Origin of the sequence: Neobacillus terrae, assembly GCF_011393025.1 — a bacterium.
GTDB classification, from domain to species: domain Bacteria; phylum Bacillota; class Bacilli; order Bacillales; family Cytobacillaceae; genus Neobacillus_A; species Neobacillus_A terrae.
The window spans coordinates 169054-195948 of record NZ_JAAOEO010000004.1 but is presented as its reverse complement, the minus strand read 5'-3'; the positions used below and the strand labels follow the sequence as shown (position 1 = coordinate 195948).

The following is a 26895-nucleotide window of genomic DNA, read 5'->3' as shown; positions in this document are numbered from 1 at the left end:
GGGAAGATAATGCCTTTAAGAAAACGGCTTGGTGATTTATTGGTTGAATCAGGATTAATCAGCATGGAACAGCTTCAGACAGCTTTAAAGGAGAAAGGGAGCAGTCAAAGGCTTGGTGATGCCCTGCTCCAAAGAGGATATATTACAGAGCAGCAATTAATCGAAGTTCTTGAATACCAATTAGGAATTCCTCACATAAGCTTGTACCGTTACCCGTTTGATACTAATTTATTTACACTTATCCCAAAAGAAATGGCTAGAAGAAACCTGATAATTCCTTTAAAAAAAAATGGGGATAAGCTATTTGTTGCAATGGCAGACCCAATGGACTTTATAGTTATAGACGATTTACGCCTTTCAACAGGATTTCAAATTGAAACCGCCATTGCAACCAAAGATGACATTCTGCGCGCCATTAATAAATTTTATAACATTGATGAGGGCTTTGAAGAACTTATTGGAGAAACTCCCCAAAGAGAAAACGCAAGAGAAGAGGATGTAACGGATCAAAACTCACCGGTTGTCCGGCTTGTCAATCAGATACTCTCTAATGCGGCGGTCCAAAGGGCAAGTGATATCCATATTGACCCCCAAGAGACAAAGGTGGTTATTCGCTACCGGATAGATGGTGTGCTTCGCAGCGAACGTGTTTTACCAAGGCATATGCAAAGTGTGATGACAGCCCGAATTAAAATTATGGCCAATATGGACATTACTGAACATCGGGTGCCTCAGGACGGAAGAATTAGAATAAACCTGGATTTCCAGCCAATTGACCTGCGTGTTTCAACCCTTCCAACCGTCTTTGGTGAAAAAATAGTTATGCGGCTTCTCGATATGAGCGCCAATTTAAATGATATTTCAAAAATTGGTTTCAACCAGTTAAATTTAAATAGATTCAAAGAAATGATAGAAAAGCCCACCGGTATTGTCCTGATTACAGGGCCCACTGGTTCTGGAAAATCGTCCACGCTTTATGCAGCCTTAAATAAGCTGAACAGTGAAGAAGTAAATATTATAACGATTGAGGACCCGGTTGAATATCAGCTGGAAGGAATCAATCAAATTCAGGTAAACCAGAATGTTGGCATGACCTTTGCGGCTGGCCTTCGTTCTATTCTCCGACAGGATCCGAATATCATTATGGTTGGGGAAATCCGGGATAAGGAAACAGCAGAAGTGGCGATTAGGGCATCCCTAACAGGACATCTTGTACTCAGCACGCTTCATACAAATGATTCAATAGGTACGGTAACTAGATTGCTTGATATGGGGGTTGAGCCCTTCCTTCTGGCATCATCCCTGAGTGGAATTGTATCTCAGCGCCTTGTCAGAAGGGGATGCCGGGATTGCATGGAAGTCCATGAACCCTCAAAGCGGGAACAGGAGATTTTTATGCGAAGAGGAATAAAAATTGACAGGATTAGCCGGGGCAGAGGCTGTTCTTCCTGCAATATGACGGGCTATAAAGGAAGGATTGCCCTTCATGAGGTTCTGATTTTAAATGATGAAATTAGACGGGTTATTATGAACGGGGAATCACTACAAACCCTTCGAGAGCTTGCTGTGAAAAATCAAACCATTTTTCTTATCGATGATGGCTTGTTAAAAGTCAAGCAGGGTTTAACAACAACAGAAGAAGTGCTTAGGGTTGCTACCCTGGAGTAGGAGTAGGGGAAAATGAAAGAAAAAATAGATTTAATTTTGAGAGCGGCATTTGAATTTAAGGCTTCTGATATTCATCTGACAGTAGGAGTTCCCCCGATTATGCGTATTAACGGTGAACTTAAGCGCTATGGCCAGGAGGCTCTCAAGCCGGCAGATACAGAAGAGATGGCCCGTGCAATCGTTCCAGCTAATATGTGGGAGGTATTTAAGGAGAAGGGGGAACTAGACTTTTCATATGGCCTGCCCGGGGTTTCGCGTTTTCGTGTGAATACGTACCATCAGAGATCTTGTGTATCGATGGCGCTGAGAATAGTACCGTCAACAGTTCCAACTATTGAAGATTTAAATATGCCAGAAACGTTGAAAAGAATAGTGGAAAAGCCACAGGGCCTGCTTTTAGTAACAGGACCAACGGGCAGTGGAAAATCAACGACATTAGCAGCAATGATTAATTATATGAACGAGTCAATGCGTAAGCATATCATCACACTGGAAGATCCGATTGAGTACCTGCATAAACATGGACATTGCATTATAGACCAGCGGGAAGTGGGATTTGATACGAAAAATTTCGCTAATGGCCTAAGGGCTGCCCTAAGGCAAGACCCGGATGTAATCCTTGTCGGAGAAATGAGAGACCTTGAAACCATCCAAACAGCCATAACGGCAGCCGAGACGGGCCATTTGGTTCTTGGAACGCTTCATACGTCAAGCGCTCCTGCAACTATTAATAGGATTATAGACGTCTTTCCGCCAGCACAGCAGCCGCAAATCCGGATTCAGCTTGCAACAGTACTTGTAGGCATTATCTCTCAAAGGCTTTTTCAAACAGCGGACAGGCAGGGAAGAAGAGCTGCAACGGAGATTATGATCAATAATCCAGCCATTGCCAACCTGATTCGGAATGAAAAAATCCATCAGATTCCAAGTATCATGCAAACATCCCGAGCACAGGGAATGCATACACTTGATACAAGCATTAAAGAGCTTGTCGAAAACGGAATTGTTACCAGGGATGCTGTAATACCATTTCTTCAGGAGAAGATGAACTAATATGGCCAGGTTTAAGTATTCCGGGAGAGATAAAAGGGGAAAACGCCAGGGAACTATTAACTCAAGTTCAAGACGCGAAGCGCTTCTAAAGCTGAAAGAGGAAGGCATTAGGATTAATGACATCACCGAAATTCCTGAATCGATTTTAACAAAGGATATAACTTTCGGTAATCCAGTAAAGCTTGAACACTTTGTTATTTATCTAAGACAATTTTCAACTCTGCTTAAAGCGGGAGTAACCGTGGTTGATGCTACTGCTATCTTGGCTGAACAGACAGAAAGCAAGGCTCTTAAGAAGGCATTAATTGTCATCGAGCAAGACCTGAGAGAAGGAAATCCGCTTTCTGAATCAGTAAGAAAACAAAAAAAAATATTTTCACCGATCTTTGTGAGTATGATTAAAGCTGGTGAAGCAGGCGGAAACATGGACGAGACGCTTGAGCGTCTAGCGGTGCACTTTGAAAAACAGCATCATACACGGCAGAAGATTATTTCTTCCTTGACTTATCCGCTTGTCATTGGAATTATTGCCATTGCGGTTGTCATTTTTCTTCTCGTTTCTATTGTCCCGACCTTTGTGAAAATGTTTGCTGATATGGGGGGAGAGCTTCCTGCCATTACACAGTTTGTTTTAAATGCAAGCAGCTTCATGCAAAAGTTCTGGTGGCTGCTTGCCCTCATAATGATTCTATTTTCAGTGGTCATCGTCTATATGAGAAAAAGCAAGGAAACGAAATTTTATCTGGATTACGCAGCTTTGAGATTACCGATTTTCGGAAAAATGCTTCAAAAGGCTGTTCTTGCGAGGATGACGAGGACACTAAGCTCACTCTTTTCAAGCTCGGTGCCCATTCTTCAGGCAATGACAATCGTTGAAGATGTAGTCGAGAATGAGGTGATTGCAAGAGTGATCCGAGATTCAAGGGACTCATTGGAAAAGGGACTGTCGATGACCCTTCCGATGAAGCGCCACTGGGCCTTTCCTCCCCTTGTCACTCAAATGATTTCCATTGGAGAAGAATCAGGAGCACTGGATAGTATGCTAGATAAGATAGCAGACTTTTATGAAAAAGAAGTGGATATTGGAACAGATCGCTTAAAGTCATTGATTGAACCCATTATGATCGTCGTATTAGCCTGTCTCATTGGTGGAATTGTGACATCTATTATGGTTCCAATGTTCGATATGTTCAACCAATTTGACAAGAAATATTAAAAGACGATAGAGTTGAGCAATTTCTTGTAAAAAAAGACAAAATAAACATATTGGAGATTCCCTTTACATTGACAAATTTAGTATAATCAAAGGGTACATACTAATAGGTTAAAAGAACCATAGGGAGAGTGGTAAATTTGTTGAAAAGCTTAAAGTCAAATATGAAAGAACAAAAAGGTTTTACACTTGTTGAACTATTGGCCGTTATTGTTATTTTGGGGATTATTGCTGCGATTGCTGTGCCGTCGATTGGTAATCTTATAAAAAATACACAAGATAAGGCTACTGTAGCAGAGGGAATTCAAATTATTAATGCTGCTAAAATGTATGCTTCAGAAAAGACACCAGATTCAACAGAACTTACAGACACAACCTTAGCTCCATATCTAGACAATGTAAAACTTTCATCAGCTGGATATAAGGTAGTGGTAACAAAAGACTCAACGTCTGGAAAATATACCTATGAATTGAAATTGCATCCAGCAGTCTCACTTGCTGATAAGGATGCAGCTAATACTTCAGGGAATGGTCTTGCTAGTGAGCAAGAGTTACTATCATATAAGTAATGTTAAATCTTTTACTTTTTCTATACGGTCTCCTCTTCGGCTCCTTCTTTAATGTAGTTGGCCTTAGGGTGCCGTTAAACCAATCAATTATCAAACCACGGTCTGCGTGCCCAAAATGCGGGCATCAGCTTCGGTCATGGGAATTGATTCCGGTAGTTTCATATGTAGTCCTAAGGGGGAAATGCCGTGTCTGTGGGACGCGGATTTCCCCTATTTATCCGATTACAGAGCTTATTACTGGAATCCTTTTTGCTTTGGCTCCCTTTTTCGTAGGCTGGGGAAGTGAGCTTATTGTTGCCTGGACGCTTATCTCCCTATTTATGATTATTTTTGTCTCAGACATTCACTATATGCTGATACCTGATAAAATTCTGCTTTTCTTTGCAGGAGTTTTTTTATTAGAACGCTTAATTTGGCCTCTGGCTCCCTGGTGGGATTCTTTGCTCGGAGCGGCTGCCGGTTTCCTGCTCCTGGCTTTAATTTCGTTCCTAAGTAAAGGCGGCATGGGCTTTGGTGATGTTAAACTGTTTGGCTTGATTGGTTTTGTGGTTGGCACGAGACTTATGCTGCTTTCCTTTTTTCTCGCCACATTATTCGGTGCTGTGTTTGGAATCTTAGCCCTCCTTCTTAAGCTGGTTAAGAGAAGAGAGCCCATTCCGTTTGGACCCTTTATAGCTATTGGGACATTAACAGCTAATTTTTACGGAAACCAGCTGATAGACTTATATTTAAAATTTATAACTGCGGGACTGTGAGAAGTACAGTAAGGCTTTGTAATTCGATTAATGTAATATCTGATTTGCTAAATTAAGGGGTAGTCATTATGCCGTTTTCACTCCAATTACGAAAAAATCGTATAGCTAACATAATATTAAATGACCATTCCATTCGTTATGTTGAATTGAAGCAGTTCCATCCTCCAACTGCACAAAGGTGGGGAGAACGTTTCCTTCCGCCGGGCATTATTTCAGACGGTAAAATTACTGATCTGGACGCCCTTGAAAATATCCTGGATGAGTGTATAGAAGACTGGAAACTCCACAAGCGTCAGGTCCGATTCTTAGTCCCTGATTCCCTTGTTATTATCAGAAAAGTAGCTATACCTGCAGATGTGGAAGAAGACGAGTATAGAAGCTATCTTTATTTGGAGCTCGGGTCAAGCATTCACCTTCCCTTTGAAGATCCGGTTTTTGATATTTTCCCACTTTCAACCGAGGGGCAGCAAAAAGAAATATTGCTTTTTGCATCTCCTGAAAAATATGTGATGGAGTATGCCGACCTGTTTTCATCGCTTAAGATGAATCCCATTGCTGCAGATATTTCTCCATTATCTGTTTACAGGCTCTATCACTCTCTCGACAATGCAAGAAACGGGGAAAGACTTTTCCTTGTTCAATTCTCGCTAACACAGGTGACAATGAGCATTTTTGCGGATCATATTCCACAATTTATGCGGCATTTCCCATTGGAATTGGATTGGGAAAAATGGTCCATTCAGATGGATTCCGAAGAAACCAACAGTCATAAATATAACGGGGATATAGAGGTATTAAAGCTTCAGTTAGAGGAAATCTTCAGGGAAATGACTAAATTGATGGATTACTATCGATATTCTCTTCACAATGGCAAGGAAGAAGTCACAAAAATTCTTTTGACAGGTGACCACCCTATGCTGGATCTAATAATTGAAGAGGTAAATAATCGTTATGAGATTCCTGTACAAACTCTTGCTGCAGAATCCTTATCAACCAACAGGACTAAAAGCTTACCATCATCCCAATTGCTAGGTTTGGGTCTTGCGTTAAAAGGGGTGGAATAAATGCTCGTCGAAATTAACCTACTTCCTAGGAAGGAAAGTAGAAACTCAGCTTTTATTCTGGCGGTATCAATTTTAGCCAGTTTCTTTTTGATAGCTGCTTGTTTGTTTTTCTGGAAGGTCTACACTATTGATCAACAAGCGAGCCAAATAAGCAGAGAAACAGCACATACTGAGCAAATTACTACAAAGCAGCAGGAATCAGTCTCTGCTATTGTATCCTCCAATTCTATTAAAAAGCTGGAAACCTCTGCTGACTGGGTGAAAAAATATCCAATAAAAACAGTCCCAGTAATGAGAGGTTTGACCGCTATGCTTCCTGAAAGAGGATTTATACAAAATTTCGCCTATGATGAAGCTGGAACTTTCTCTCTTACTATCCAGTTTGATACAAGCCAGGAGGCAGCTTTCTATCTTGCAAGGCTAAATGGAGCAGAATGGATTAAAGATGCAAGTCTCAAGTCACTGTCCGCGCAGGACTCTTCCTCCCAGAAACCGGCTGGTTCTGCTGTTGCAGACACTCTAAATGACACTGAAAAAGAATCCTACATGCCTCGTTATTTTGGAGTTTATGAAATTAAATTGGACGAGGAAGCAGCCAAAAAGAATGATGACAGCAAATGGTATGGTACGACAGTATCAGAAGGAGAGACCAGCAAATGAGATTTTACTTCTCCAAAAAAGAAAAATGGATACTGTCTGTTCTTTCTGTAATGTTAGTGGCTTTCGTAGGCTTAGGGTATATATGCTTTATTCAGCCAGCAAAAGCTGATTTTCAAATAAAACAGCAGTCTCTGCAAACACAAAAGCAGATATTAAACGCCGTATTGGAAAAAAGGGCAAGCGTGAAAAATAGTACAGTTAAAAGCACTACTGAGCTGCAGAAATTGCTGCCAGTAAAACCTTTTGAGGAACAGCTTGTTGTGGATTTGGGAAAAGCTGAGGTTGTTTCGAACAGCACAATAAAAACAATGACATTTAGCGAAGGATCAGGGTCTCTAAATAAGGGCAATAGTGGACAGGAAACAGCAACAAATAATTCTGCTAACCCTGTATCAAATAATGCAAACACCACACAGTCAACTACTGTTTCCGGCAATGTGGCAGCGGCCTCAAATACAACAGAACAAGGACAATCATCTAATCCACAGCAATCAAACACTCCCCTTCCAGCTGGGATTGAAAAGGTAACTGTTGATATGAATATAGAATCTTCGACATACGAAGACCTTGAGAAATTCCTGACGACTCTGGAAAATCAAAAAAGGATCACCGTTATTGAAAAAATCAATTTCACTGGTACAAAAGAAATTACTAGTCTTGAGGATACTGAGGGGCCGTTAAATTATAACGTAACTTTTTCGGCCTTTTATATGCCCGGGTTAAAAGACCTGGAGGACGAGCTCCCGAGATTTGAAACTCCTCCACCGTCAAACAAACGAAATCCTCTGAGCAAGTTTGCTGATACGGGTGACCCGGAACGAGAAGACTCGCAGAATAACTAAAAATATGACGAAATCATTCGATAACAGGACGACAAAAGTCTTGTTATTTTTTTTTGCCCTTATGGTAGGATGAAACAAAACTAGCCGGTTAGAATAGGGGGGATAAAAATGGACAAGCCGAAAAATAACAGGATTATCATTAAATTAAATGGCAATGAGCAAAGCTACATAGAAAATAATGGAGAAACAGACGAGGATTCCATTGAAACTGGCAGTCCTGAACCCGGTTACCTGGAAGCTGCAGCTGGTGAAGCAGCAGATGAAAGCTTTGACTGGATTCTTCCAGAGATAAACCAAAATGATATAGAAGAAATAAAAACTGTTAAACCAGAAAAGAAAAAAGGTTACAATTTTAATCAGATAATATTCAATCCCGGCAAAAAAAATAAAGGATTTCTAAAATCAATTCTATTGGCATCAATTTTTGCGGTTCTTCTTGGGACAAGTTTTGGTATTGTAATGCTTAAACTGGTTCTTACAAATCACAGCAATACAAATGGTACGGAGTCGATTGAAGCGGCAGCACAGCCACAAACAGTTGGAAATCAAGCACCTGCTAAAAATGTATACATATTCAGCCCGTTATCATTGTTTGTTGTCCAGGAAGGTGTCTACTCTTCCAAAGAAGCTGCCAACAAGGCCGCAGATCTGGCAGAGCAAAAAGGGGTTTCTTCCATTGTGGATGTATTGAATGGAAAAACGTATCTGTTTCTGGGGGTGGCTGGAAGCATTGAAGATGCTAAAAAACTTGGAGGTGTATATCAGGAAAAGGGTGTAGATTTTTATGCCAAGTCATTGGAAACTCCGGAAAAGGAATTAAAGAATTTGTCTCCGGATGAAAAGGCTTTTCTAAAATCAGTACCTGTCCTCTTTAACGGTTTATCAGCAGCTTCTTCAAGTGTGCTAATTAATCAGCCCTTATCAAAAGATGCGGCAGCCAATCTTGAAGGAATTCAAAAAATAACAGAAAAAGCTGCAGAACTTAAAATTGATGATGAGGCTATTAAGCAGTTAAGAAAAGAATTGACAGCAGCTTCGGAAAAAATGAAGTCTTTTCAAAAGGGTGGGGAGAATAAACAGGCTGTTAGCGCACAACAGCATTTATTGAACTCCCTGGCAATAATCTCTTCAATATAGGTTGGTTTCGACAAATTATTTTCTGGGAAATGATGGCCGTCTTTAATGACGGTCTTTTTATGTTTAAAGAATAATAAGGATAACTAAATCAAATACTGTCTAGCATCTTACAAACAGGGTTTAATTAATCATTGTATTTTCATAGACAATTAATTTAATTCTCTTCTGTTTTTCACATTGGAAGAAGATAATTTGCATAATTCGACAATATTTTCCCAACTTTAATTGATATAAATTGTTTGATGAGTGAAAGTCTGATACGATGAAAATGTATCTCCCTAAAACGAATTAAAAGGTATGGTGATGGAATGCATAACCTCATTTTAGCCTCTTCTTCTCCCCGGCGAAAAGAGCTCCTAGAAAATCTTCAATTACAGTTTATTACCTCCAGCAGTGAAGTAGATGAAAGCTTTGAATCAGGCTTACCGCCGGAAAAGGTAGTTATGGAATTGGCCCAGCGGAAGGCGGCTGCTGTTTTCCGAGAGTATCCTGATTCGTATGTAATAGGCTCCGACACCATTGTATCAGCTGATGGGGAAATTCTTGGCAAACCAAAAGATAAAGCCGAAGCCTTTCAGATGCTTAGGCAACTATCAGGAAAAAGCCATAAGGTTTACACAGGGGTTTCGATTATTGCTCCTGAAACGTCTGTTGCTTTTTATGAAAAAACGGAAGTTGTATTTTGGGAGCTGAGCGATGAAGAAATAAACTGGTATGTGCAGAGTGGGGAACCCTTTGATAAAGCCGGTTCCTATGGCATTCAGGGTCTTGGCAGCATGTTTGTTAAGCAAATTTTCGGTGACTACTTTGCGGTGGTGGGGCTTCCTGTTTCCAGGACCATCCGTGAATTGAAAAAAGCCGGTTTCCAGCTGCCTTACTAACTATTTGTACATTTATGGGCTCCCATAAGGGAGGAAATATAATGAATGCAAATACGCTAATGATCCGCGACTTTCCCCAGGATGAGAGACCTAGGGAAAGATTTATTCAGCATGGTCCTTCTAGCCTTTCCAATAATGAGTTAATTGCCCTTCTGCTAAGGACTGGAACAAAGGAGGAGTCTGTCCTCCAATTGTCGAATCGCCTGTTGACGCAATTTGAAGGCTTGCGCCTTTTGAAATCCGCCACCCTTGAAGAAATAACAGAAATCAAAGGAATAGGAATGGCTAAGGCAATTCAGCTTTTGGCGGCAGTAGAATTGGGCCGAAGAGTAGCGAATTTATCGTATAACGATCGGTTTGTTATCCGTTCTCCTGAAGATGGAGCCAAGTATGTCATGAATGATATGCGTTTTTTATCACAGGAGCATTTTGTCTGTCTTTATTTGAACACCAAAAATCAGGTCATTCATAAACAAACCATCTTTATTGGAAGCTTAAATGCCTCGATTGTACATCCTCGCGAGGTTTACAAAGAGGCAATTCGGCGGTCAGCTGCCTCCATTATCTGTATCCATAATCATCCTTCAGGAGATCCCGCTCCGAGCAGGGAGGATATTGAGGTTACCAAGAGGCTTTCCGAGTCAGGGAAAATAATCGGGATTGATTTACTTGATCATTTAATAATTGGTGAGAACAAATTTGTTAGCCTTAAAGAAAAAGGCTATTTATAATGCTATGTTTTTGATTGATGTTGGGTTATAATATTGTTTATGATTTTTCGGGGATATTACACACCTGATTAACTTATTTTATACCAAAATTAACGGTCGGCTTCCATGTGTGGAGGAATGGACTAATTTATCATTAAACCTTATCGCAAATAAATGCATTCGTATCAGAAAGGGAGATACATTTTATGTTTGGAATTGGAACTAGAGATCTGGGTATTGACTTGGGTACAGCCAATACTCTTGTATATGTAAAAGGAAAAGGGATTGTTTTAAGGGAACCGTCAGTGGTGGCACTTCAAACAGATAACAAAAACATCGTAGCAGTTGGAAACGATGCTAAAAATATGATTGGCCGCACACCAGGAAATATAGTTGCTTTAAGGCCGATGAAGGATGGAGTCATTGCAGATTATGAAACTACAGCTACAATGATGAAGTATTACATTCGCCAGGCTACCAAAAATAAAGGATTGTTTGCAGGTAAGCCTTATGTAATGGTTTGCGTTCCATCAGGAATTACTGCAGTGGAAGAAAGAGCCGTTATTGATGCAACGAGACAGGCTGGAGCTAGAGATGCATTCACTATTGAAGAACCGTTTGCCGCAGCTATAGGTGCAAATCTTCCTGTTTGGGAACCAACTGGCAGCATGGTTGTTGATATTGGCGGAGGAACCACTGAAGTAGCTATCATTTCTCTTGGCGGTATTGTAACCAGCCAGTCTATTCGAATAGCCGGTGATGAAATGGATGATGCTATCGTCCATTATATCCGTAAAAACTATAATCTCATGATTGGTGACAGAACTGCTGAAACCATTAAGGTTGAAGTGGGTTCTGCCGGAGATCCTGAGGGCGTTCCAAATATGGAAATCCGTGGCCGAGATCTATTGACTGGACTTCCAAAAACAATTGAGATTACAGCAAAAGAAATTGCGGCTGCTCTTCGTGATACTGTATATGCAATTGTGGACGCGGTTAAAAACACATTGGAAAAGACTCCGCCAGAACTTGCTTCTGATATTATGGACCGAGGTATTGTTCTGACTGGCGGAGGTGCGCTTTTGCGGAATTTGGACAAGATTATCGCTGACGAAACAAAAATGCCTGTCCTAATTGCCGAAAATCCATTGGATTGTGTAGCCATTGGAACAGGAAAAGCACTTGACCATATCAACTTATTTAAAACAAAAGCGAAAGATTCTCGATAAAAGACAAAATTTAGAGGTGTAGATCATGCCACAATTCTTTTTGAATAAACGCCTGATTGTTTTGCTTGTCAGCATCATTATTCTCGTGGCATTGATTGGGTTTTCTTTGAGGGAACGTTCTGAATTGACCTGGCCGGAAAAGTTTGTAAAAGATACAACCGGCTGGGTTGAATCCCTCGTTTCCAAGCCTGCCCACTTTTTTGCAGGCTTTTTTCAAAATCTCGAGGACTTGCAAAATACATATCATGAAAATAAAGAGTTAAAAACACGCGTAGAAAAAATTGCAGAGCTTGAGAAACAGGTTCAAATTCTTGAAAAAGACAATAAAGAACTGCGTGTGATTCTTGATAAGAAGAAAACACTGAGAGATTTTAAACCATTACAGGCTACGGTAATTGGCAGAAACCCTGATCGCTGGCAAGAGATGATCATCATTGATAAAGGAAAAACAAGCGGATTAAAACAAAATATGGCTGTTATTGGATCCAACGGCAGCCTTCTTGGAAAAATAAAGCATGTGAATCAATTTAGTTCAACCGTTCAGCTTTTAAGTGCAGCTGATCCTAAAAACCAGATATCGACTATTATTCTAGGGGATACAAGTTCTTATGGTCTTGTTGATGGCTATGATAAAGAAAAAAGGCTTATGGTTAAAAGGATACCAGCAGATGCCAAAATTAAAAAAGGCCAACTGGTAGTGACCTCAGGTTTGGGCGGGGTCTTTCCTAAAGGACTGTTGATTGGAAAAGTAGTAGAGGTCAAGCCGGATCAATATGGTTTAAATCAAACTGCTTATGTTAAACCTGGCGCCAATTTTTATGATATCGAAAATGTTATGGTCGCTAAGAAGACAATGAGAGTGCCAGAGGCCACGGACTACCTGGAAAGTAAGGGGGAGGGACAGTGAGCCGACTCCTGCTTCCCATTCTGTTTGGTGCTTTGTTTATTGTGGAGAGCTTGTTTGTCCAGTATACCCCTGCGGATTTATTTGGTGACGGAAAAATATTCGCTCCGCACTTTTTGCTTGCCGGCATTATTTTTCTAAGTGTTTTTGGCAGTAAAAAGCATGGTATTATTTACGGATTTGTTTTTGGAGCATTATTTGATATCGTCTATACGGAAATTCTCGGAGTTTATTTATTCCTATTTCCTTTGACTGCCTATTTTGCTTCAAAAGCCATGCGGGTTATCCATGCAAATCTTTTTACAGCTTCTGGTGTTTCCCTAATTGCAATTGCTCTTGTGGAAATAGCCGTTTACTGGATAAACTTACTTATTAACGTTACAGATCTCAGCTTCGTCAATTATTTAGAGATCCGTTTTTACCCTACTATTTTACTTAATCTTGCCTTTGTTGTTTTGGCGGCCTTCCCCTTTAAATGGCAATTTGAAAAATTTGCAGAAGAGCTGGGGAACGACTAATTGCAAAAAAGGAATTTTGGCTTTTATGTCGAATTCCTTCCTTATTGAGGTGAAATTTCTCCATGAAAAAAAGGCAAAATGTAATTATAAAAGGAACCAAGGATGGATTAACCCTTCATCTTGACGATTCCTGCTCCTATCAGGACCTGAAAAGGGAACTGGATCTGAAACTTTCGGCCAATACCAGGGCCAATGGCGAGAACCAGCTTATCCCTGTCCATGTCCAATTAGGAAACCGCTATCTTTCTGAAGAACAGAAAGAGGAAATAAAGGCACTTATCCGCCAGAAAAAGAATTTAGTAGTGGATAAAATTGATTCTAATGTTCTTACTAAAGAGGAAGCAGAATCAATTCGAGGCAAGGCTGAAGTATTGACGGTCGCCAGAATAATCCGTTCAGGCCAGATTCTAGAGGTTCCTGGTGATTTGCTTTTGGTCGGTGATGTCAATCCGGGAGGTACGGTAAGAGCCGGAGGAAATATCTTTATTATGGGTGCCTTAAAAGGAATCGCCCATGCTGGGTGCGGAGGAGATGAGCAAGCTATTATAGCTGCCTCGAGCATGAAGCCTTCACAGCTGCGAATCAGCGATTGCATTAATCGGGCCCCTGATATCGTGGAATCAGAAGAGAAGCACGAAATGGAATGTGCATACATAGATGATAACCGGCAAATAGTTGTTGATAGATTACAGGGTTTAATCCATCTTAGACCTAATTTAACTAGATTAGAAGATTAGAAGATTAGAAGATTAGAAGGGGGACATTAGCGTGGGAGAAGCAATTGTAATTACATCCGGTAAAGGCGGCGTCGGGAAAACAACCACTTCGGCTAATTTAGGAACGGCTCTGGCTCTCCAGGGAAAAAAAGTCTGCCTGGTTGATACAGACATTGGCCTGCGCAATCTTGATGTGGTAATGGGGCTGGAAAACCGTATTATCTATGATTTAGTCGATGTGGTAGAGGGAAGATGTAAAATACATCAGGCTCTTGTTAAGGATAAGCGTTTCGAGGATTTATTGTATCTGCTTCCTGCAGCCCAAACAACCGATAAATCAGCTGTGACCCCTGAACAGATGAAAAAGCTGATTGAACAATTAAAACAGGATTATGATTATATTGTCATTGACTGTCCTGCGGGAATTGAGCAAGGCTATAAAAATGCAGTTGCGGGTGCAGACAAGGCGATTGTGGTAACGACACCTGAAGTATCTGCTGTAAGAGATGCAGACCGGATCATCGGTCTTCTTGAAAAAGAGGAAAATATCGAGCCGCCAAAATTAATCATCAATAGAATCCGTAATCATTTAATGAAAAATGGAGATATGTTGGATGTGGATGAAATCACAACACACTTATCCATTGACTTAATCGGGATTGTAGCTGATGATGACGAGGTTATTAAGGCGTCAAACCATGGTGAGCCTATTGCCTTAAACCCGAACAGCAAGGCATCGGTCGCTTATCGTAATATAGCCAGGAGAATCCTGGGAGAATCAATTCCTCTTCAGTCTTTAGAAGATAGCGGAAAAGGAATGTTCTTTAAAATAAAAAAATTCTTTGGTGTTAGATAAATAAAAACGGGTGCTGCAATTATGCAGCATCCGTTTTTTATCGGTTAGGAATTATAGATTTTCACCTTGTGGAAAACTCCGAACTAGGTTATTGTAATCCAGCTCCAGCGCCCAGCCCCTCGGGGTCATAAGCCAAATCACTTCAGAAATCAGGATTTCTTACGTGATTCGTCTTATGCCTGTCGGAGGCCCACAGGATGTGGGTCAGGAAGGCGTTGCCACAGGATGTGGCGATTTTAGCCTTTCATCATCTGATCAGGGCGCATGCGACTTTTGTTCTTTTTGAAATATTTTCTCCCTGCGCACTCAGAGGACCGATGTTCTGCTGCTGAAGTATATCTCCAGGAAGCCATGAGAATATGCCCTTCGCTTTCACTTTTCTTGGTAATACTCCTATTGGACAACTCATAAACTTTTAGAAAAAGGAATAAGGGCTGGTGGGTGCAGTGAATTCAAGATCGGATGATATCCGCAAAAGAATAGCAAAAAGGAAGAAGGAAAGGGATCGTAAGGAGAAGTTCAGTCCTAATCGGGTTAAGTGGGCTGCTGATGAAGAGAGATATGGTTTTGGCAGCCAGGTAGCTTCCTTTGAGGGAGGAAGGCAGGAAGAAAATCATCCATTATTTAAAAAGGAAGTATTTTTATTTAAAATACTAGCTTCAGTCTTCCTCTTTTTACTCGTTGCAATCCTGTTTAAAAATCATAACAGCATGTTTGATACAGCAAGGACCACTTTAAAAAAATCAATGAATGAAGAATTTCAATTTGCAGCTGTATCTGATTGGTATGAGCAGAAATTCGGAAAACCTCTGGCGCTGCTTCCAGTACCGGGGAAAAAAGAAAATAAGGATACTGCTTTAAATGATCAGGAATATGCCCTTCCTGCGGCCGGGAAAATCCTTGATAAGTTTGAGAAGAATGGACAGGGTATCATGATTGAGACAGGTAAAGGTGACCCAGTTAAAGCCATGAATGAAGGTATTGTTCGGTTTGCTGGTGTTAAAGAGGGCATTGGCAAAACTGTTATTATTCAGCATTCAGATAAAACGGAGTCGTGGTACGGGAATCTGGAAAATATTAAGGTAAGTCTCTATGAATATATAGATAAGGGTAAGGAAGTTGGTACAGTCTCTCCTTCAAAGGGAGAGGATTCAACAAAAGGGGAGTTTTATTTTGCGATCAAAAAGGGAGAAGACTTTATAGATCCTATCCAGGTGATCCGTTTTGAATAAAACAAAAACCTTAATCAGCAAGATTCACTTTCATCCCCTTCTATGGATAGTGATAGCAGCAGCAGTGGCAACAGCACGCTTTCTGGAGGTATGTCTGCTTCTTGGCATTATCTTTATTCATGAACTGGGCCATGCTGCCGCTGCTTCATGCTTTAACTGGAGGATCAAGAAAATATCCCTGCTCCCTTTTGGAGGAGTGGCCGAGATGGATGAGCATGGAAATCGTCCTTTAAGAGAAGAAGCGATTGTGGTACTAGCCGGTCCCGCCCAGCATTTATGGATGATCGGATTGGCATACTTATTATCCAATTTCTCTATACTGCCTGAAAGTGCAATAAATTTATTTATTCAATATAACCTTATGATACTTATTTTTAATCTTTTCCCTGTCTGGCCACTTGACGGAGGTAAATTGGTATTTATGCTGTTTTCTTTGAAAATGCCTTTTCTTAAAGCGCATTTGTGGGCCCTCAGGGTATCTTTCATCTATTTGACTGCTTTCCTTCTATTTTTTTTATTAAGGTTTCCGCTGAATTTAAATATCTGGATTGTGTCAGGATTTTTATACTTTTCTCTTTATCATGAATGGAAACAAAGGCATTATGTTTTTATCCGCTTTTTGCTGGAACGATATTATGGGAGAAAAGAGAGTATTGGCTTGTTAAAACCCCTGATTGCCGGGGATGATGAACTGCTGCTGGATGTTTTAACAAGGTTTCAGCGTGGATGCAAACATCCTGTTCAGGTAAAGGGGTCTGAAGAGAATTTGTTTTTAGATGAAAATGAATTGCTGCATGCCTATTTTACTGAAAAAAGAGTAACCGATAAAATCGGGGACCTCTTTTATATGTACTGAAGTTTTTACGGTATAATATAAGAAATTACTCAGATAAAGTAGGGATACTTCTTTGCAAAGACTAATTGTAAATTATGAATCAAGAGAAAAAAGATATGCATTGCTTAGCGGTAAGACGGTTGATAAGCTAATGATCGACCAGCCTGATCAGATATCCCTGGTAGGAAATATCTATTTGGGAATAGTGACCAAGGTATTGCCTGGGCTAAATGCTGCTTTTATTGATATAGGTGAGGAAAAAAGCGGTTTTTTGCCAAGAAATAAAGTAGCTGCGTTTATCCATTCCGACGATCCCCAAAAAGAATCGAAAGGAATATCTTCTTTTTTACATCAAGGTGAAAAGCTTCTGGTACAAGTTGAAAAGGACGCAACTGGAACGAAGGGTCCACGTGTTTCAGGAATACTTGAATTTTCCGGCCCAAATGTAGTTTATATGCCACAAGGACGATATGTTGCAGTGTCAAAAAAAATAGATGATGAAGCAGAAAGGGAGCTTCTCAGAAAACTTGGTGCCGGCGCTAAAGATGAACACGAAGGAATGATCTTTCGTACATCTTCAGCAATGATGAAAGAGTCTGCGCTCCTCGGTGAAATAGAAGCTTTAAGAAAGGAGAGCAAAGAGCTTTTAGAAAAAGCCTCTAGCCTAAAAAAAACAGAACTTCTTTTACGAAAAGACCTATTTTGGGAGACTCTTCTTGATGAAATCGGAAAAATGGATTCAGGAGAGGTAGTGATTGATAATCTCTCGCTAAAATTGAGACTTGAAGCCCAAAAGCCAAAAGAAAATAAAGAGGAACTTCATTTTACTTTTTATAACGGAAAAGAAAATGTTTTTTCATTTTATAAAATCGAACAAGAAATAAATAAAGCATTAAAGAGAATTGTATGGCTGGAAAATGGAGCATATTTGATCTTTGATGAAGCAGAAGCCTTGACGATTATTGATGTAAATACAGGAAAATTCTCTGGAAAATCCAGCCTTCGTGATACGGTTAAAGAGACCAATATGATGGCAGCACGAGAAATTGCCCGGCAGCTAAGTCTTAGGGACCTTGGGGGTATTATCCTTATTGACTTTATTGATATGAAGTTTGAAGAAGACAGACAGGCCATTCTGGAACGAGTAAGATCATCCATGGCAGGCAGCGGAAAACAAACTAAAGTAATAGGGTTTACCCCCCTCGGCATCCTTCAGTTGACAAGAAAAAAAACAAATGTAAGTCTGTCTGAAGCACTTACGGAAAAATGCCAGACATGTGAAGGCACGGGACGAATCCTTAGTGCTGAGACAATTGCTTTTCGTCTCGAGAGAGAGCTTTTTGAACATCGAAATTCAGAATACGAAGCGGTTCTGATCGAAACCACAGAGGAAGTAAAAAATATGTTTACTGGCGGGCGCTCCAGCTATCAGGCTTTTCTTGAAGAAGCAGCCGGGTTTAAAATATTCTTTGTTATTCGTCCATCCTGCCATCACTTTTATACGATCAAACAATTTGGAGATATTGATGCAATAGAGCAAAAAACAAAGGAATTGTATTGACACTATCATGCAAATTATGATAGTATTTTCATGTTATGTTTGTAGCACCCGTGCTACAACCGCTCAGAACAGGTACTAAGATTTTGCCATGAGCAAAACGCCTGGGTTGGCGAGTCTGAGTTTACAAGGAGGTGCAGTTATGTACGCAATTATCGAAACTGGCGGTAAGCAAATCCGTGTAGAAGAAGGCCAAGCCATCTACATCGAAAAACTTAACGCAGAAGCAGGCGAAACGGTTACTTTTGACAAGGTTCTTTTCGTTGGCGGAGAAAATGTAAAGGTAGGCAGCCCTGTTGTTGAAGGCGCTTCTGTTACAGCTACTGTTGAAAAACAAGGCCGTCAAAAGAAAATTATCGTTTTCAAGTACAAAGCAAAGAAAAACAACCGTAAAAAGCAAGGTCATCGTCAGCCGTACACTAAAGTTGTTATTGGCAAAATCAACGCGTAAGGCGTAGATAAAATGATTGATGTTATTATTAATCGAACGAACTCCGGATCTATTCAATCTTTTGAAATCAGCGGGCATGCATTTTTCGCAAACAAGGGAAATGATATTGTCTGTGCAGGTGTTTCAGCTGTTTCCGTTGGGACTGTTAATGCCATTCACATGCTGACCGGCATTACTCCTGAAATTGAGCATGATTCAGGCTTGCTTCAATGTGTTATCCCGGAAAATATTCCGGAGCAGCACATGGAGAAAGTTCAGATTCTTCTCGAGGGAATGGTTGTATCACTTCAGACTATTGAAGAAGAGTACGGAAAGCACATAAGAATTACCTTCAAAAAATAGGAGGTGGAATACATGTTATTAAAATTGGATCTTCAGTTGTTTGCTTCCAAAAAGGGAGTAGGTTCAACAAAAAACGGACGTGACTCAATCTCTAAGCGCCTTGGTGCTAAACGTGCAGACGGTCAATTCGTATCCGGTGGTTCTATTCTTTACCGCCAGCGCGGAACAAAGATTTACCCAGGTGAAAACGTTGGCCGCGGTGGAGACGACACTCTATTTGCAAAAGTAGACGGCGTTGTAAAATTCGAACGCTTCGGTCGTGACCGTAAAAAAGTGAGCGTTTATCCAGTAGTTCAAGAAGCTTAAGCTATTGCATAAGAACTCTAACCTGACTTGGTTAGGGTTCTTTTTTTTCAAATAAGAGAGTTCCTATATTCTCCCTGATTGGCCAGACTTATCATTTCTGCATAAATTTGCTTACTACGGGTTGCTTTTTTGATATACTTACAGCAAAAGCATTCCGACTTTTATAACAGGAGTTAAGTATGGAAAAAGAATGGGATATAATAGAAGTGCTAAGGCACTCACGCCATGATTGGCTTAATAAGCTTCAGTTAATTAAAGGAAATATGGACTTAAACAGAATTGAACGGGTAAAAGAAATTGTTGAAGAGATTATCATTGAGGCACAGCAGGAATCAAAGCTTTCAAATATTAAGCTTCCCCTGTTTGCATCTTTATTATTAACAGCTAACTGGGAAAGCCACCAATTTCAGCTCGAATATGAAGTTCTTGGTGAAGGCGGTTTACCAGATCTTAATGAAGATCTTCTTACCTATTGGACAAAATCCTTCTTTGCCTGCCTTGATAATTCCGTGGAACCATTTCAGGAGAATCATTTGTCAGTGGGCATTGAAAAGCAGGATGAAGGAGCCCGATTCTTTTTTGATTTTAGAGGAATAATAAAACAAGTTAAACTGATTGAACAATTCCTGGCAGATTCGAATAATCAGGAGATGGAAATCGTTGTCGAGGAATTCTCCGAGAATGAGTTTGCTCTGGAAATTTTTATGCCAGTTGTTTAGAAGAGGTATAAAAACAGCGATTCTCGTCGCCCATCAGTTTATGCTGCAGAAAGCAGACGGGAGGAACAAAAAATGTTTGTCGATCAAGTCAAGATATATGTAAAAGGTGGAGACGGCGGTAATGGAATGGTCGCATTCCGCCGTGAAAAATATGTACCAAAGGGCGGCCCTGCCGGCGGAGACGGCGGTAGTGGAGCCGATGTCATTTTTGAAGTCGAAGAAGGTTTGCGAACCCTTATGGACTTCCGGTATCAGCGCCATTTTAAAGCCCCTCGGGGTGAACATGGCATGTCTAAGAACCAGCATGGCAGAAACGCAAAAGATATGGTGGTTAAAGTGCCGCCTGGTACAGTTGTTATGGATGATAAAACAAAAGAGGTTATTGCTGACCTTGTTGAACACGGGCAGCGGGCCGTGATTGCCAGAGGCGGCCGCGGAGGACGGGGAAATTCACGTTTTGCCACTCCCGCCAATCCAGCACCTGAACTTTCGGAAAATGGAGAGCCAGGACAGGAGCGGGATGTTATTCTTGAATTAAAGCTTCTTGCCGACGTAGGTCTTGTTGGATTCCCGAGTGTTGGAAAGTCGACTCTTTTATCGGTTGTATCATCTGCCAGACCAAAGATTGCAGAATATCACTTTACAACCATTGTCCCAAATCTGGGTATGGTTGAAACAGAGGATGGCAGAAGCTTTGTTATGGCTGATCTACCAGGATTAATTGAAGGAGCCCATCAGGGGGTTGGTTTAGGCCATCAGTTTCTCCGTCATATTGAAAGAACAAGGGTAATTGTTCACGTGATTGATATGGCGGCAATGGAAGGCAGAGACCCTTATGACGATTATCTTACAATTAATAAAGAATTACAGGAATACAATCTGCGTCTTACAGAACGTCCACAAATTATTGTAGCCAATAAAATGGACATGCCTGAAGCAGAAGAAAATTTAAAAGCTTTTAAAGAAAAGCTAAACGAGGAACATCAAATTTTCCCTATTTCTGCTGTGACACGTTCAGGACTTAGGGATCTCCTATTTACAATTGCTGATACGATTGAAAAAACACCTGAATTCCCGCTTGAACATGAAGAGGAAGAAGAGACCGGTGTACACCGTGTCCTATATAAACATGAAGCAGATCCTGATGCCTTTAAAATTACAAGGGATCCAGACGGTGCTTATGTAGTTTCCGGTGAAAAGGTAGAAAAGATGTTTAAGATGACTGATTTCTCAAGGGAAGAATCTGTTCGGCGCTTTGCAAGGCAGCTTCGTGGGCTTGGTGTGGATGATGCACTGAGACAAAGGGGCGCCAAAGATGGTGACATTGTAAGACTATTGGAATTTGAATTCGAATTCGTGGAGTAAACCATAGAAGTAAATGGGTGAGAGAGATGAGAGCCAATAAATCCGATAAAAAGTTTTATTTAGTCAGGGAAGATGTACTTCCGGAAGCTATGAAAAAAACACTTGAAGTAAAAGAAATGATTGACCGTGGTAAAGCTGATTCCGTGTGGGAAGCCGTACATAAGGTAGACTTAAGCAGAAGTGCTTTTTATAAGTACCGGGATACCGTGTTTCCTTTTTCAACCGTCAGCAAGGAGCGGTTAATCACTCTTTTCTTTCATCTGGAGGACCGGTCTGGAACGCTTTCCCATTTGCTTGGTGTGGTTGCAACTTCAGGCTGCAATGTTCTTACTATTCATCAAACTATTCCTTTGCAGGGAAGGGCAAATGTTACCCTTTCATTAAACACAGCTGGAATAGTAATGGAGATTGAAGATCTTCTGACTCAATTAAGAAGGCTGGAATTTGTGGAAAAGGTTGAGGTGCTGGGTACGGGCGCATAATGCTCGAAGGCTAGACCCTGTTTTTCCTTGGAAAATTGAAACTCGGCAAATGCCGGGTTTCTTCTTTACTTCTATATAAAATTCCGCAAGAATCTTCGGCCCAACCTGCCTCTGGGTTGTAGAAGACAACTGTAAATTTACAGTATTGAATTACCGGATCGGAGTTGGCGATCAGTAAAAAGTAGTCATCAGGGTTATGAACGACCAAATCGGATTGGCCGATTATCGAGTACAATTTCGTATGGTCCCAAACAAAGACTAGTTCCTGAGACTGACTTTCGCGGACATTTGGCATCGTTTTAATCAAAGATTTGTCCTCGAGCCAGACTTCGAGGATATTCCAATTCGTTAAAAATCATTCATCCGGATTTTATCGCAAAAATAAAAAAGATCAAGAGAAAAATAATGTCAGTAAGGTGTATAGGCCAAGGGAGAATAATGGTTGTTATAGGGGGAAAAAAGAGTGAGAATTGGGTTTTTAGGTCCGAGGGCAACGTTTACAGAGATAGCAGCAAGAAGCTTATTTCCGGGAGAGGATCTTCAGCCTTTTCAATCTATACCAGATTGTATGGATGCTGTGTCTGACGGAAGTGTTGATATTGGTATAGTACCTCTTGAAAACGCCATTGAGGGGTCTGTTAATATTACACTGGATTATTTAATACATGAAACCGATTTGCCAATTGCAGGAGAAATGACTTTGCCCATCAGGCAGCATTTGATGGTTCACAGTCAAAATCGAGGTAAAAAAAGAGAGATCACACAAATCTTTAGCCATCCTCATGCCCTTGCGCAATGCCATAAGTTTTTGCATACATCCTTTAATGGAGTAATGCTGGAGAGCAGTGCATCCACAGCTGCTGCAGCAAAAAAGGTAAAGGAAAATCCAGACCTGGTTATTGCTGCTATAGCAAATGAATTGGCTGCGGAGGAATATGGACTTGATATTGTCGCTGAAAATATACATGATTATGAATTTAATCATACGAGATTTGTAGTACTCACAAGACATGGCGAGGCAAAGCTGAAGGTCAATAGGGGATTCGAAGGATTTAAAACCAAAATAATGGTGACTTTGCCATCTGACCAGGCCGGAGCTCTTCACCAGGTTCTAGCAGCCTTCGCCTGGAGGAAGCTTAATCTTTCCAAAATAGAATCCAGACCAATGAAGACCGGGATCGGCAATTATTTTTTTATAATTGATATTGAGATGAAAATAGACGAGGTTTTAATACCAGGAGCCATTGCCGAACTAGAAGCACTTGGCTGTTTGATAAAGGTTCTTGGAAGTTATCCCTCCTATAGAAATTAGTAAAAAAAGGATGCCCGCAAGCTGCGCAGCATCCTTTTTTCTTACCTTAAAACATCAATTAAAAATCCTGCCTTCAATAGGACCTGTTCAGCACGAACCAGATTAGCTTCTGAAGAAGCAGTTAATGTATGTAGGTGATATCCTCCAGTTAATTCAGATAGGAATGCTGCCTTGGTAGATTTTATTTTTTCCATAAATTCGTGAACCTCAAAACGGTTAGAAACCATTATAGATGCTGTTAAATCTCCGTAAACAGGGTGTTCTATTTTTACATCTTTTACTGTCACTCCATTTTCAACTAATAGAGTAAGTTCTACCTCTGTTTTGTCTGGCGGATGGAAACAGGCTATAATTTTTTCAAAAGAAGGGATTGCGTTATTAGGTTTAAAATACATGTACCCCTGACTTGTGGCAATGATAGGTTCATTTTTAGCCTTTAAAAGGGTTATATCCCCGACAATGACCTGTCTGCTGACGTTTGTTCTTGCAGCGAGATCGCTGCCCTTAATGGGCACCGTGCTGTCTTTAAGGAGCTGCAAAATAAGTGACCGTCTTTCATCGCCCAGTATTTTTTTATCATCCATTTATCTTTACTCCCCTTAAAAACCAGTATTCAACCAATTTTATCATACAAGCATCAAGAGAAAAAAGGACTTACCCTCCGAAAGAGGGTAAACATATTCTTTCGGATGAAAGCATAAGTTTTTGTGTAGATTATTAGCACTTTGCCCATTTTGACATACAATGTATGGACTTATGCCATAGGAGGGAAATCAGAGTGAAAATCCATATCGTACAGAAAGGGGATACTCTTTGGAAAATCGCCAAGAAGTACGGCGTGAACTTTGAAGAGCTGAAAAAAATGAATGCCCAGCTCAGCAACCCTGATATGATTATGCCCGGTATGAAAGTGAAAGTTCCTACTTCAGGGGGGATGGTAAAGAAAGCAAACCCTAAGGTGGAATCAAATCCAGGTACATTCAATGCGGGCACAAAGAAAGAAATGCCCATTGCTGAGCAACACCCAATAAAAGAGCAGCCTGTACCGTCTCCAATTGCAGTAACACCTGTAAAGGAAGCGCCAATGCCGCCAATCGTAAAAGAAGCTCCAATTGCGCCCGTTCCGCCAATGCCACAGCCAGTGGTCCCTGAAATTGATATTAACAACTACTACATGCTGAACATGGCCAATATGTCTGTACAGCAGCCGCAGCCACCGCTCCAGCCAGCTCCAGCACCTATTCTTCCAGCAAAAGAAATGCCAAAAGAGGTATACCCAGAGTCACCTGTTCAAATGCCAATTCAAGCACCAATTCAAGCACCTATTCAAATGCCTTGTGAAGGAGGAGTCGAACAGCCAATGTGTCCAGAATATTGCGTACCCGTTACACCTGTTATGCCAGGGCCTGGCTTTAATTATCCATGGGGGTATCCTCAACAGCCAATGCCATATGCACCAGTCCAGGGGGCAATGATGCCGCCGGTCGGTCAAGGAATGTATCCTGGTAATCCTGGAGTAATGGGAGCTGTACCAATGCCTGCACAAGTTAGTCAGGGTACGGTTCAGGGTGGAGCACCTTATATGCCATATTATCAAAGTGAAGAATCTTCATCTTTTATGCCGCAAATGCCGATGGGCCAGATGCCAATGGGGCAAATGGGTCAAATGCCGATGGGTCAGATGCCAATGGGACAAATGGGTCAAATGCCGATGGGTCAGATGCCGATGGGACAAATGGGTCAAATGCCGATGGGTCAGATGCCAATGGGACAAATGGGTCAAATGCCGATGGGCCAGATGCCAATGGGGCAAATGGGTCAAATGCCGATGGGCCAGATGCCAATGGGACAAATGGGTCAAATGCCGATGGGCCAGATGCCAATGGGACAAATGGGTCAAATGCCGATGTACCAAAGACTTGAAAAGGAAGCACCGATTGTTCAGCAGCAGCCAATCTTGCAGCCAGCACCCGCGCCGGTAATGCAGGCACCGGCACCTCCGCCAGTAATGCCGGAGCAGCCAGTTGCTCAAATGCCGGTATATCCTGAAGCCCCTATGGCCCCAGTAGCACCCGTTGGAGAGGAGTGTTATCCTGTTTCTCCAGTTATGCCAGGTCCAGGTTTCACAGGACCAGCGATGGGATATCCATACGCACCAATGAGCTATGGTTATCCTCAAATGGGTCAGGTACCTCATGTTCAGGGAATGATGATGAACCCAGGAGAATCGTCAGATATGATGGGAATGAATCCAGGTATGCAAATGCCAATGGCTGGATATCCTGCAGGAATGCAATCAGGGATGATGGCAAATCCACAGGCCGGAGGAATGCAGTCACCAATGGTGATGCAAGGTACTCCGCCAGTCTATTCAGCCCCATACGGAGGACAAATGTACCAGGCTCCCTATATGAGCCCATATGGAATGGGACCAATGGGAACTACTCCTTACGCAATGCCACGTCTGGAGGAAGGCAGTGAATATGACGATTAACAAGAGAGGAGACGATGATTATTTTAATCGTCTCTTCTCCTATTTCCAAGAACAATTCAAAGGCCAAATAAAACATATCACCCCAATCCGAAAAAAAGTCTATTTAGTTGAAACATCAAAGAAAAAGTATATTTTAAAGGGATATTCAAGCTATAAAAAACTAAAGCTTCAGGAAACGTTTACTTCAACTCTCCGAAAGGAAGGCTTTCTGGACACCTATGTTTTTGATTATCCAGCGGGTACAAAACCCTTAGTTCATGAAGGATTGTATTTTGGATGCATAGAATATCTTGAGCCACATCCTGTTTCTTTTTCCTATAAAACAAAAGGTGAACGTAAGGAAGGACTCCAGCTTTTGCGGGAGTTCCATCAGGTTACTTCTGGTTTTGAACAAAGGTACAGGACACTCATCCCGAATGCGGACCTTCTTGGAAAGTGGAAGGACCGGGCTCAATACTTTTCCAGCCAGCGTCCTTTATTGGAGTCATTTTTAAAAAGAGACGTAATTGACGAATTAATGGAATGGGCGTATTGGAGTATGGAAGGCATGGAGAAAAATAAAGATTACTTCACAAAAAAGCCATATGTTATCTTGCATGGGGACGTAGCACATCACAACTTTTTGCGCAGTGCTTCTGGTAAATTAATGCTCATTGACTTTGATTTAATTGGAATAGGGCCGGATTCGGTGGATTTTTTACAATATGCAAATAGAATACTTCCCTTTATGCAATGGTCTTATGGGGATTTAAAAAGGTATCCGTTCTTTAAAAATAAAATGGAAGATCTTGCTTTTCTTTATTCACTGGCTTACCCTGCGGATATTTTTAGGGAATGGAATAGGATTATAAAGGACAAATCCTATATTCATTCCAGACAATCAAGACAGGTGTACGACCTTACAGTTGGACAATGGAGCCTAAGAAGGCAATTTTTTAAAATCTTAAAAAAGCGGATAAAAGTCGAATAAAATGGAAACTTTGGTTATTCGCTTTAATCAATAATTTACTGCGACTACTAAAGG

29 protein-coding genes and 1 other annotated feature are annotated in these 26895 nt (G+C 41.0%); of the genes, 28 read left to right on the top strand and 1 reads right to left on the bottom strand.

Features of this window, described 5'->3' with window-relative positions; genetic code table 11:
- Positions 1–9: 9 nt before the first annotated feature.
- The 26 genes from G8761_RS07640 to pheA all read left to right on the top strand — a co-directional run bounded on the left by G8761_RS07640 (position 10) and on the right by pheA (position 23377).
- Positions 10–1668, top strand: a complete 1659-nt coding sequence (locus tag G8761_RS07640) for a GspE/PulE family protein (RefSeq protein WP_207789147.1) — start codon at positions 10–12, stop codon at positions 1666–1668.
- A gap of 12 nt (positions 1669–1680) precedes the next feature.
- Complete coding sequence (locus G8761_RS07635) at positions 1681–2721, top strand: type IV pilus twitching motility protein PilT (protein ID WP_166025245.1); 1041 nt, start codon at positions 1681–1683, stop codon at positions 2719–2721.
- A gap of 1 nt (position 2722) precedes the next feature.
- The gene (locus G8761_RS07630) at positions 2723–3937 is read left to right on the top strand and encodes a type II secretion system F family protein (protein ID WP_166025243.1); all 1215 of its coding nucleotides are present in this window, start codon (positions 2723–2725) and stop codon (positions 3935–3937) included.
- Positions 3938–4074: 137 nt separating this feature from the next.
- The gene (locus G8761_RS07625; protein WP_243449934.1) at positions 4075–4503 is read left to right on the top strand and encodes a type II secretion system protein; all 429 of its coding nucleotides are present in this window, start codon (positions 4075–4077) and stop codon (positions 4501–4503) included.
- Positions 4503–5258, top strand: coding sequence for a prepilin peptidase (locus G8761_RS07620; RefSeq protein WP_166025241.1), 756 nt, complete (start codon positions 4503–4505; stop codon positions 5256–5258). The genes G8761_RS07625 and G8761_RS07620 overlap by 1 nt, the downstream gene beginning before the upstream one ends.
- Before the next feature lie 68 nt (positions 5259–5326).
- Positions 5327–6322 (top strand): type IV pilus biogenesis protein PilM, encoded by a 996-nt coding sequence (gene pilM, locus G8761_RS07615; RefSeq protein WP_166025239.1) that lies wholly within the window; start codon positions 5327–5329, stop codon positions 6320–6322.
- Positions 6323–6982 (top strand): hypothetical protein, encoded by a 660-nt coding sequence (locus G8761_RS07610; RefSeq protein WP_166025237.1) that lies wholly within the window; start codon positions 6323–6325, stop codon positions 6980–6982.
- Complete coding sequence (locus tag G8761_RS07605; RefSeq protein ID WP_166025235.1) at positions 6979–7824, top strand: hypothetical protein; 846 nt, start codon at positions 6979–6981, stop codon at positions 7822–7824. The genes G8761_RS07610 and G8761_RS07605 overlap by 4 nt, the downstream gene beginning before the upstream one ends.
- A 108-nt stretch (positions 7825–7932) precedes the next feature.
- Positions 7933–8961, top strand: coding sequence for a hypothetical protein (locus tag G8761_RS07600; protein ID WP_166025233.1), 1029 nt, complete (start codon positions 7933–7935; stop codon positions 8959–8961).
- Between the two features lie 308 nt (positions 8962–9269).
- Positions 9270–9842 carry a Maf family protein gene (locus G8761_RS07595; RefSeq protein WP_166025231.1) on the top strand — a complete coding sequence of 191 codons (573 nt, stop codon included), beginning with the start codon at positions 9270–9272 and terminating at the stop codon, positions 9840–9842.
- Between the two features lie 41 nt (positions 9843–9883).
- Positions 9884–10573, top strand: coding sequence for a RadC family protein (radC, locus tag G8761_RS07590; RefSeq protein ID WP_166025229.1), 690 nt, complete (start codon positions 9884–9886; stop codon positions 10571–10573).
- Positions 10574–10758: 185 nt separating this feature from the next.
- Complete coding sequence (locus G8761_RS07585) at positions 10759–11781, top strand: rod shape-determining protein (RefSeq protein WP_166025227.1); 1023 nt, start codon at positions 10759–10761, stop codon at positions 11779–11781.
- A gap of 25 nt (positions 11782–11806) precedes the next feature.
- A complete protein-coding gene (gene mreC, locus G8761_RS07580) occupies positions 11807–12688 on the top strand; it encodes a rod shape-determining protein MreC (RefSeq protein ID WP_166025225.1) in 882 nt (293 codons plus the stop codon).
- Entirely contained in the window at positions 12685–13203 is a 519-nt protein-coding gene (mreD, locus tag G8761_RS07575) for a rod shape-determining protein MreD (RefSeq protein ID WP_166025223.1), read from the top strand. Before mreC ends, mreD begins: the two co-directional genes overlap by 4 nt.
- Positions 13204–13265: 62 nt before the next feature.
- Complete coding sequence (minC, locus tag G8761_RS07570; RefSeq protein ID WP_166025221.1) at positions 13266–13940, top strand: septum site-determining protein MinC; 675 nt, start codon at positions 13266–13268, stop codon at positions 13938–13940.
- A 31-nt stretch (positions 13941–13971) separates the two neighbouring features.
- On the top strand, positions 13972–14775 hold the full coding sequence (gene minD, locus G8761_RS07565) for a septum site-determining protein MinD (protein ID WP_166025219.1): 804 nt from the start codon (positions 13972–13974) through the stop codon (positions 14773–14775).
- Positions 14776–15221: 446 nt separating this feature from the next.
- On the top strand, positions 15222–16007 hold the full coding sequence (locus G8761_RS07560) for a peptidoglycan DD-metalloendopeptidase family protein (RefSeq protein ID WP_166025217.1): 786 nt from the start codon (positions 15222–15224) through the stop codon (positions 16005–16007).
- Positions 16000–16863, top strand: coding sequence for a M50 family metallopeptidase (locus tag G8761_RS07555; protein WP_166025215.1), 864 nt, complete (start codon positions 16000–16002; stop codon positions 16861–16863). Before G8761_RS07560 ends, G8761_RS07555 begins: the two co-directional genes overlap by 8 nt.
- Before the next feature lie 52 nt (positions 16864–16915).
- Positions 16916–18403: an Rne/Rng family ribonuclease gene (locus G8761_RS07550; protein WP_166025213.1), complete on the top strand. Its 1488-nt coding sequence runs from the start codon at positions 16916–16918 to the stop codon at positions 18401–18403.
- Between the two features lie 47 nt (positions 18404–18450).
- Positions 18451–18530, top strand: a sequence feature (ribosomal protein L21 leader region).
- A gap of 12 nt (positions 18531–18542) precedes the next feature.
- Positions 18543–18851 (top strand): 50S ribosomal protein L21, encoded by a 309-nt coding sequence (gene rplU, locus G8761_RS07545; RefSeq protein WP_027320144.1) that lies wholly within the window; start codon positions 18543–18545, stop codon positions 18849–18851.
- Between the two features lie 12 nt (positions 18852–18863).
- Positions 18864–19193, top strand: coding sequence for a ribosomal-processing cysteine protease Prp (locus G8761_RS07540; protein ID WP_166025211.1), 330 nt, complete (start codon positions 18864–18866; stop codon positions 19191–19193).
- A gap of 12 nt (positions 19194–19205) precedes the next feature.
- On the top strand, positions 19206–19499 hold the full coding sequence (rpmA, locus tag G8761_RS07535) for a 50S ribosomal protein L27 (protein WP_027320142.1): 294 nt from the start codon (positions 19206–19208) through the stop codon (positions 19497–19499).
- 179 nt (positions 19500–19678) lie between these two features.
- Entirely contained in the window at positions 19679–20218 is a 540-nt protein-coding gene (locus G8761_RS07530) for a sporulation initiation phosphotransferase B (RefSeq protein ID WP_166025209.1), read from the top strand.
- A 72-nt stretch (positions 20219–20290) separates the two neighbouring features.
- Positions 20291–21583 carry a GTPase ObgE gene (obgE, locus tag G8761_RS07525; RefSeq protein ID WP_166025207.1) on the top strand — a complete coding sequence of 431 codons (1293 nt, stop codon included), beginning with the start codon at positions 20291–20293 and terminating at the stop codon, positions 21581–21583.
- Positions 21584–21609: 26 nt separating this feature from the next.
- Positions 21610–22065, top strand: coding sequence for an ACT domain-containing protein (locus G8761_RS07520; protein WP_166025205.1), 456 nt, complete (start codon positions 21610–21612; stop codon positions 22063–22065).
- A gap of 463 nt (positions 22066–22528) precedes the next feature.
- Positions 22529–23377 (top strand): prephenate dehydratase, encoded by an 849-nt coding sequence (pheA, locus tag G8761_RS07515; protein ID WP_166025203.1) that lies wholly within the window; start codon positions 22529–22531, stop codon positions 23375–23377.
- A gap of 41 nt (positions 23378–23418) precedes the next feature.
- On the opposite strand, the gene G8761_RS07510 is transcribed toward pheA, so the two are convergent.
- Positions 23419–23961 (bottom strand): transcription repressor NadR, encoded by a 543-nt coding sequence (locus G8761_RS07510; protein ID WP_166025201.1) that lies wholly within the window; start codon positions 23959–23961, stop codon positions 23419–23421.
- Between the two features lie 194 nt (positions 23962–24155).
- Here G8761_RS07510 and safA point away from each other — a divergent pair, with 194 nt between their 5' ends.
- Both safA and G8761_RS07500 read left to right on the top strand, forming a co-directional pair.
- Positions 24156–25871 (top strand): SafA/ExsA family spore coat assembly protein, encoded by a 1716-nt coding sequence (safA, locus tag G8761_RS26815; protein ID WP_338000921.1) that lies wholly within the window; start codon positions 24156–24158, stop codon positions 25869–25871.
- A complete protein-coding gene (locus G8761_RS07500; RefSeq protein WP_166025527.1) occupies positions 25861–26841 on the top strand; it encodes an aminoglycoside phosphotransferase family protein in 981 nt (326 codons plus the stop codon). The genes safA and G8761_RS07500 overlap by 11 nt, the downstream gene beginning before the upstream one ends.
- Positions 26842–26895: the final 54 nt, after the last annotated feature.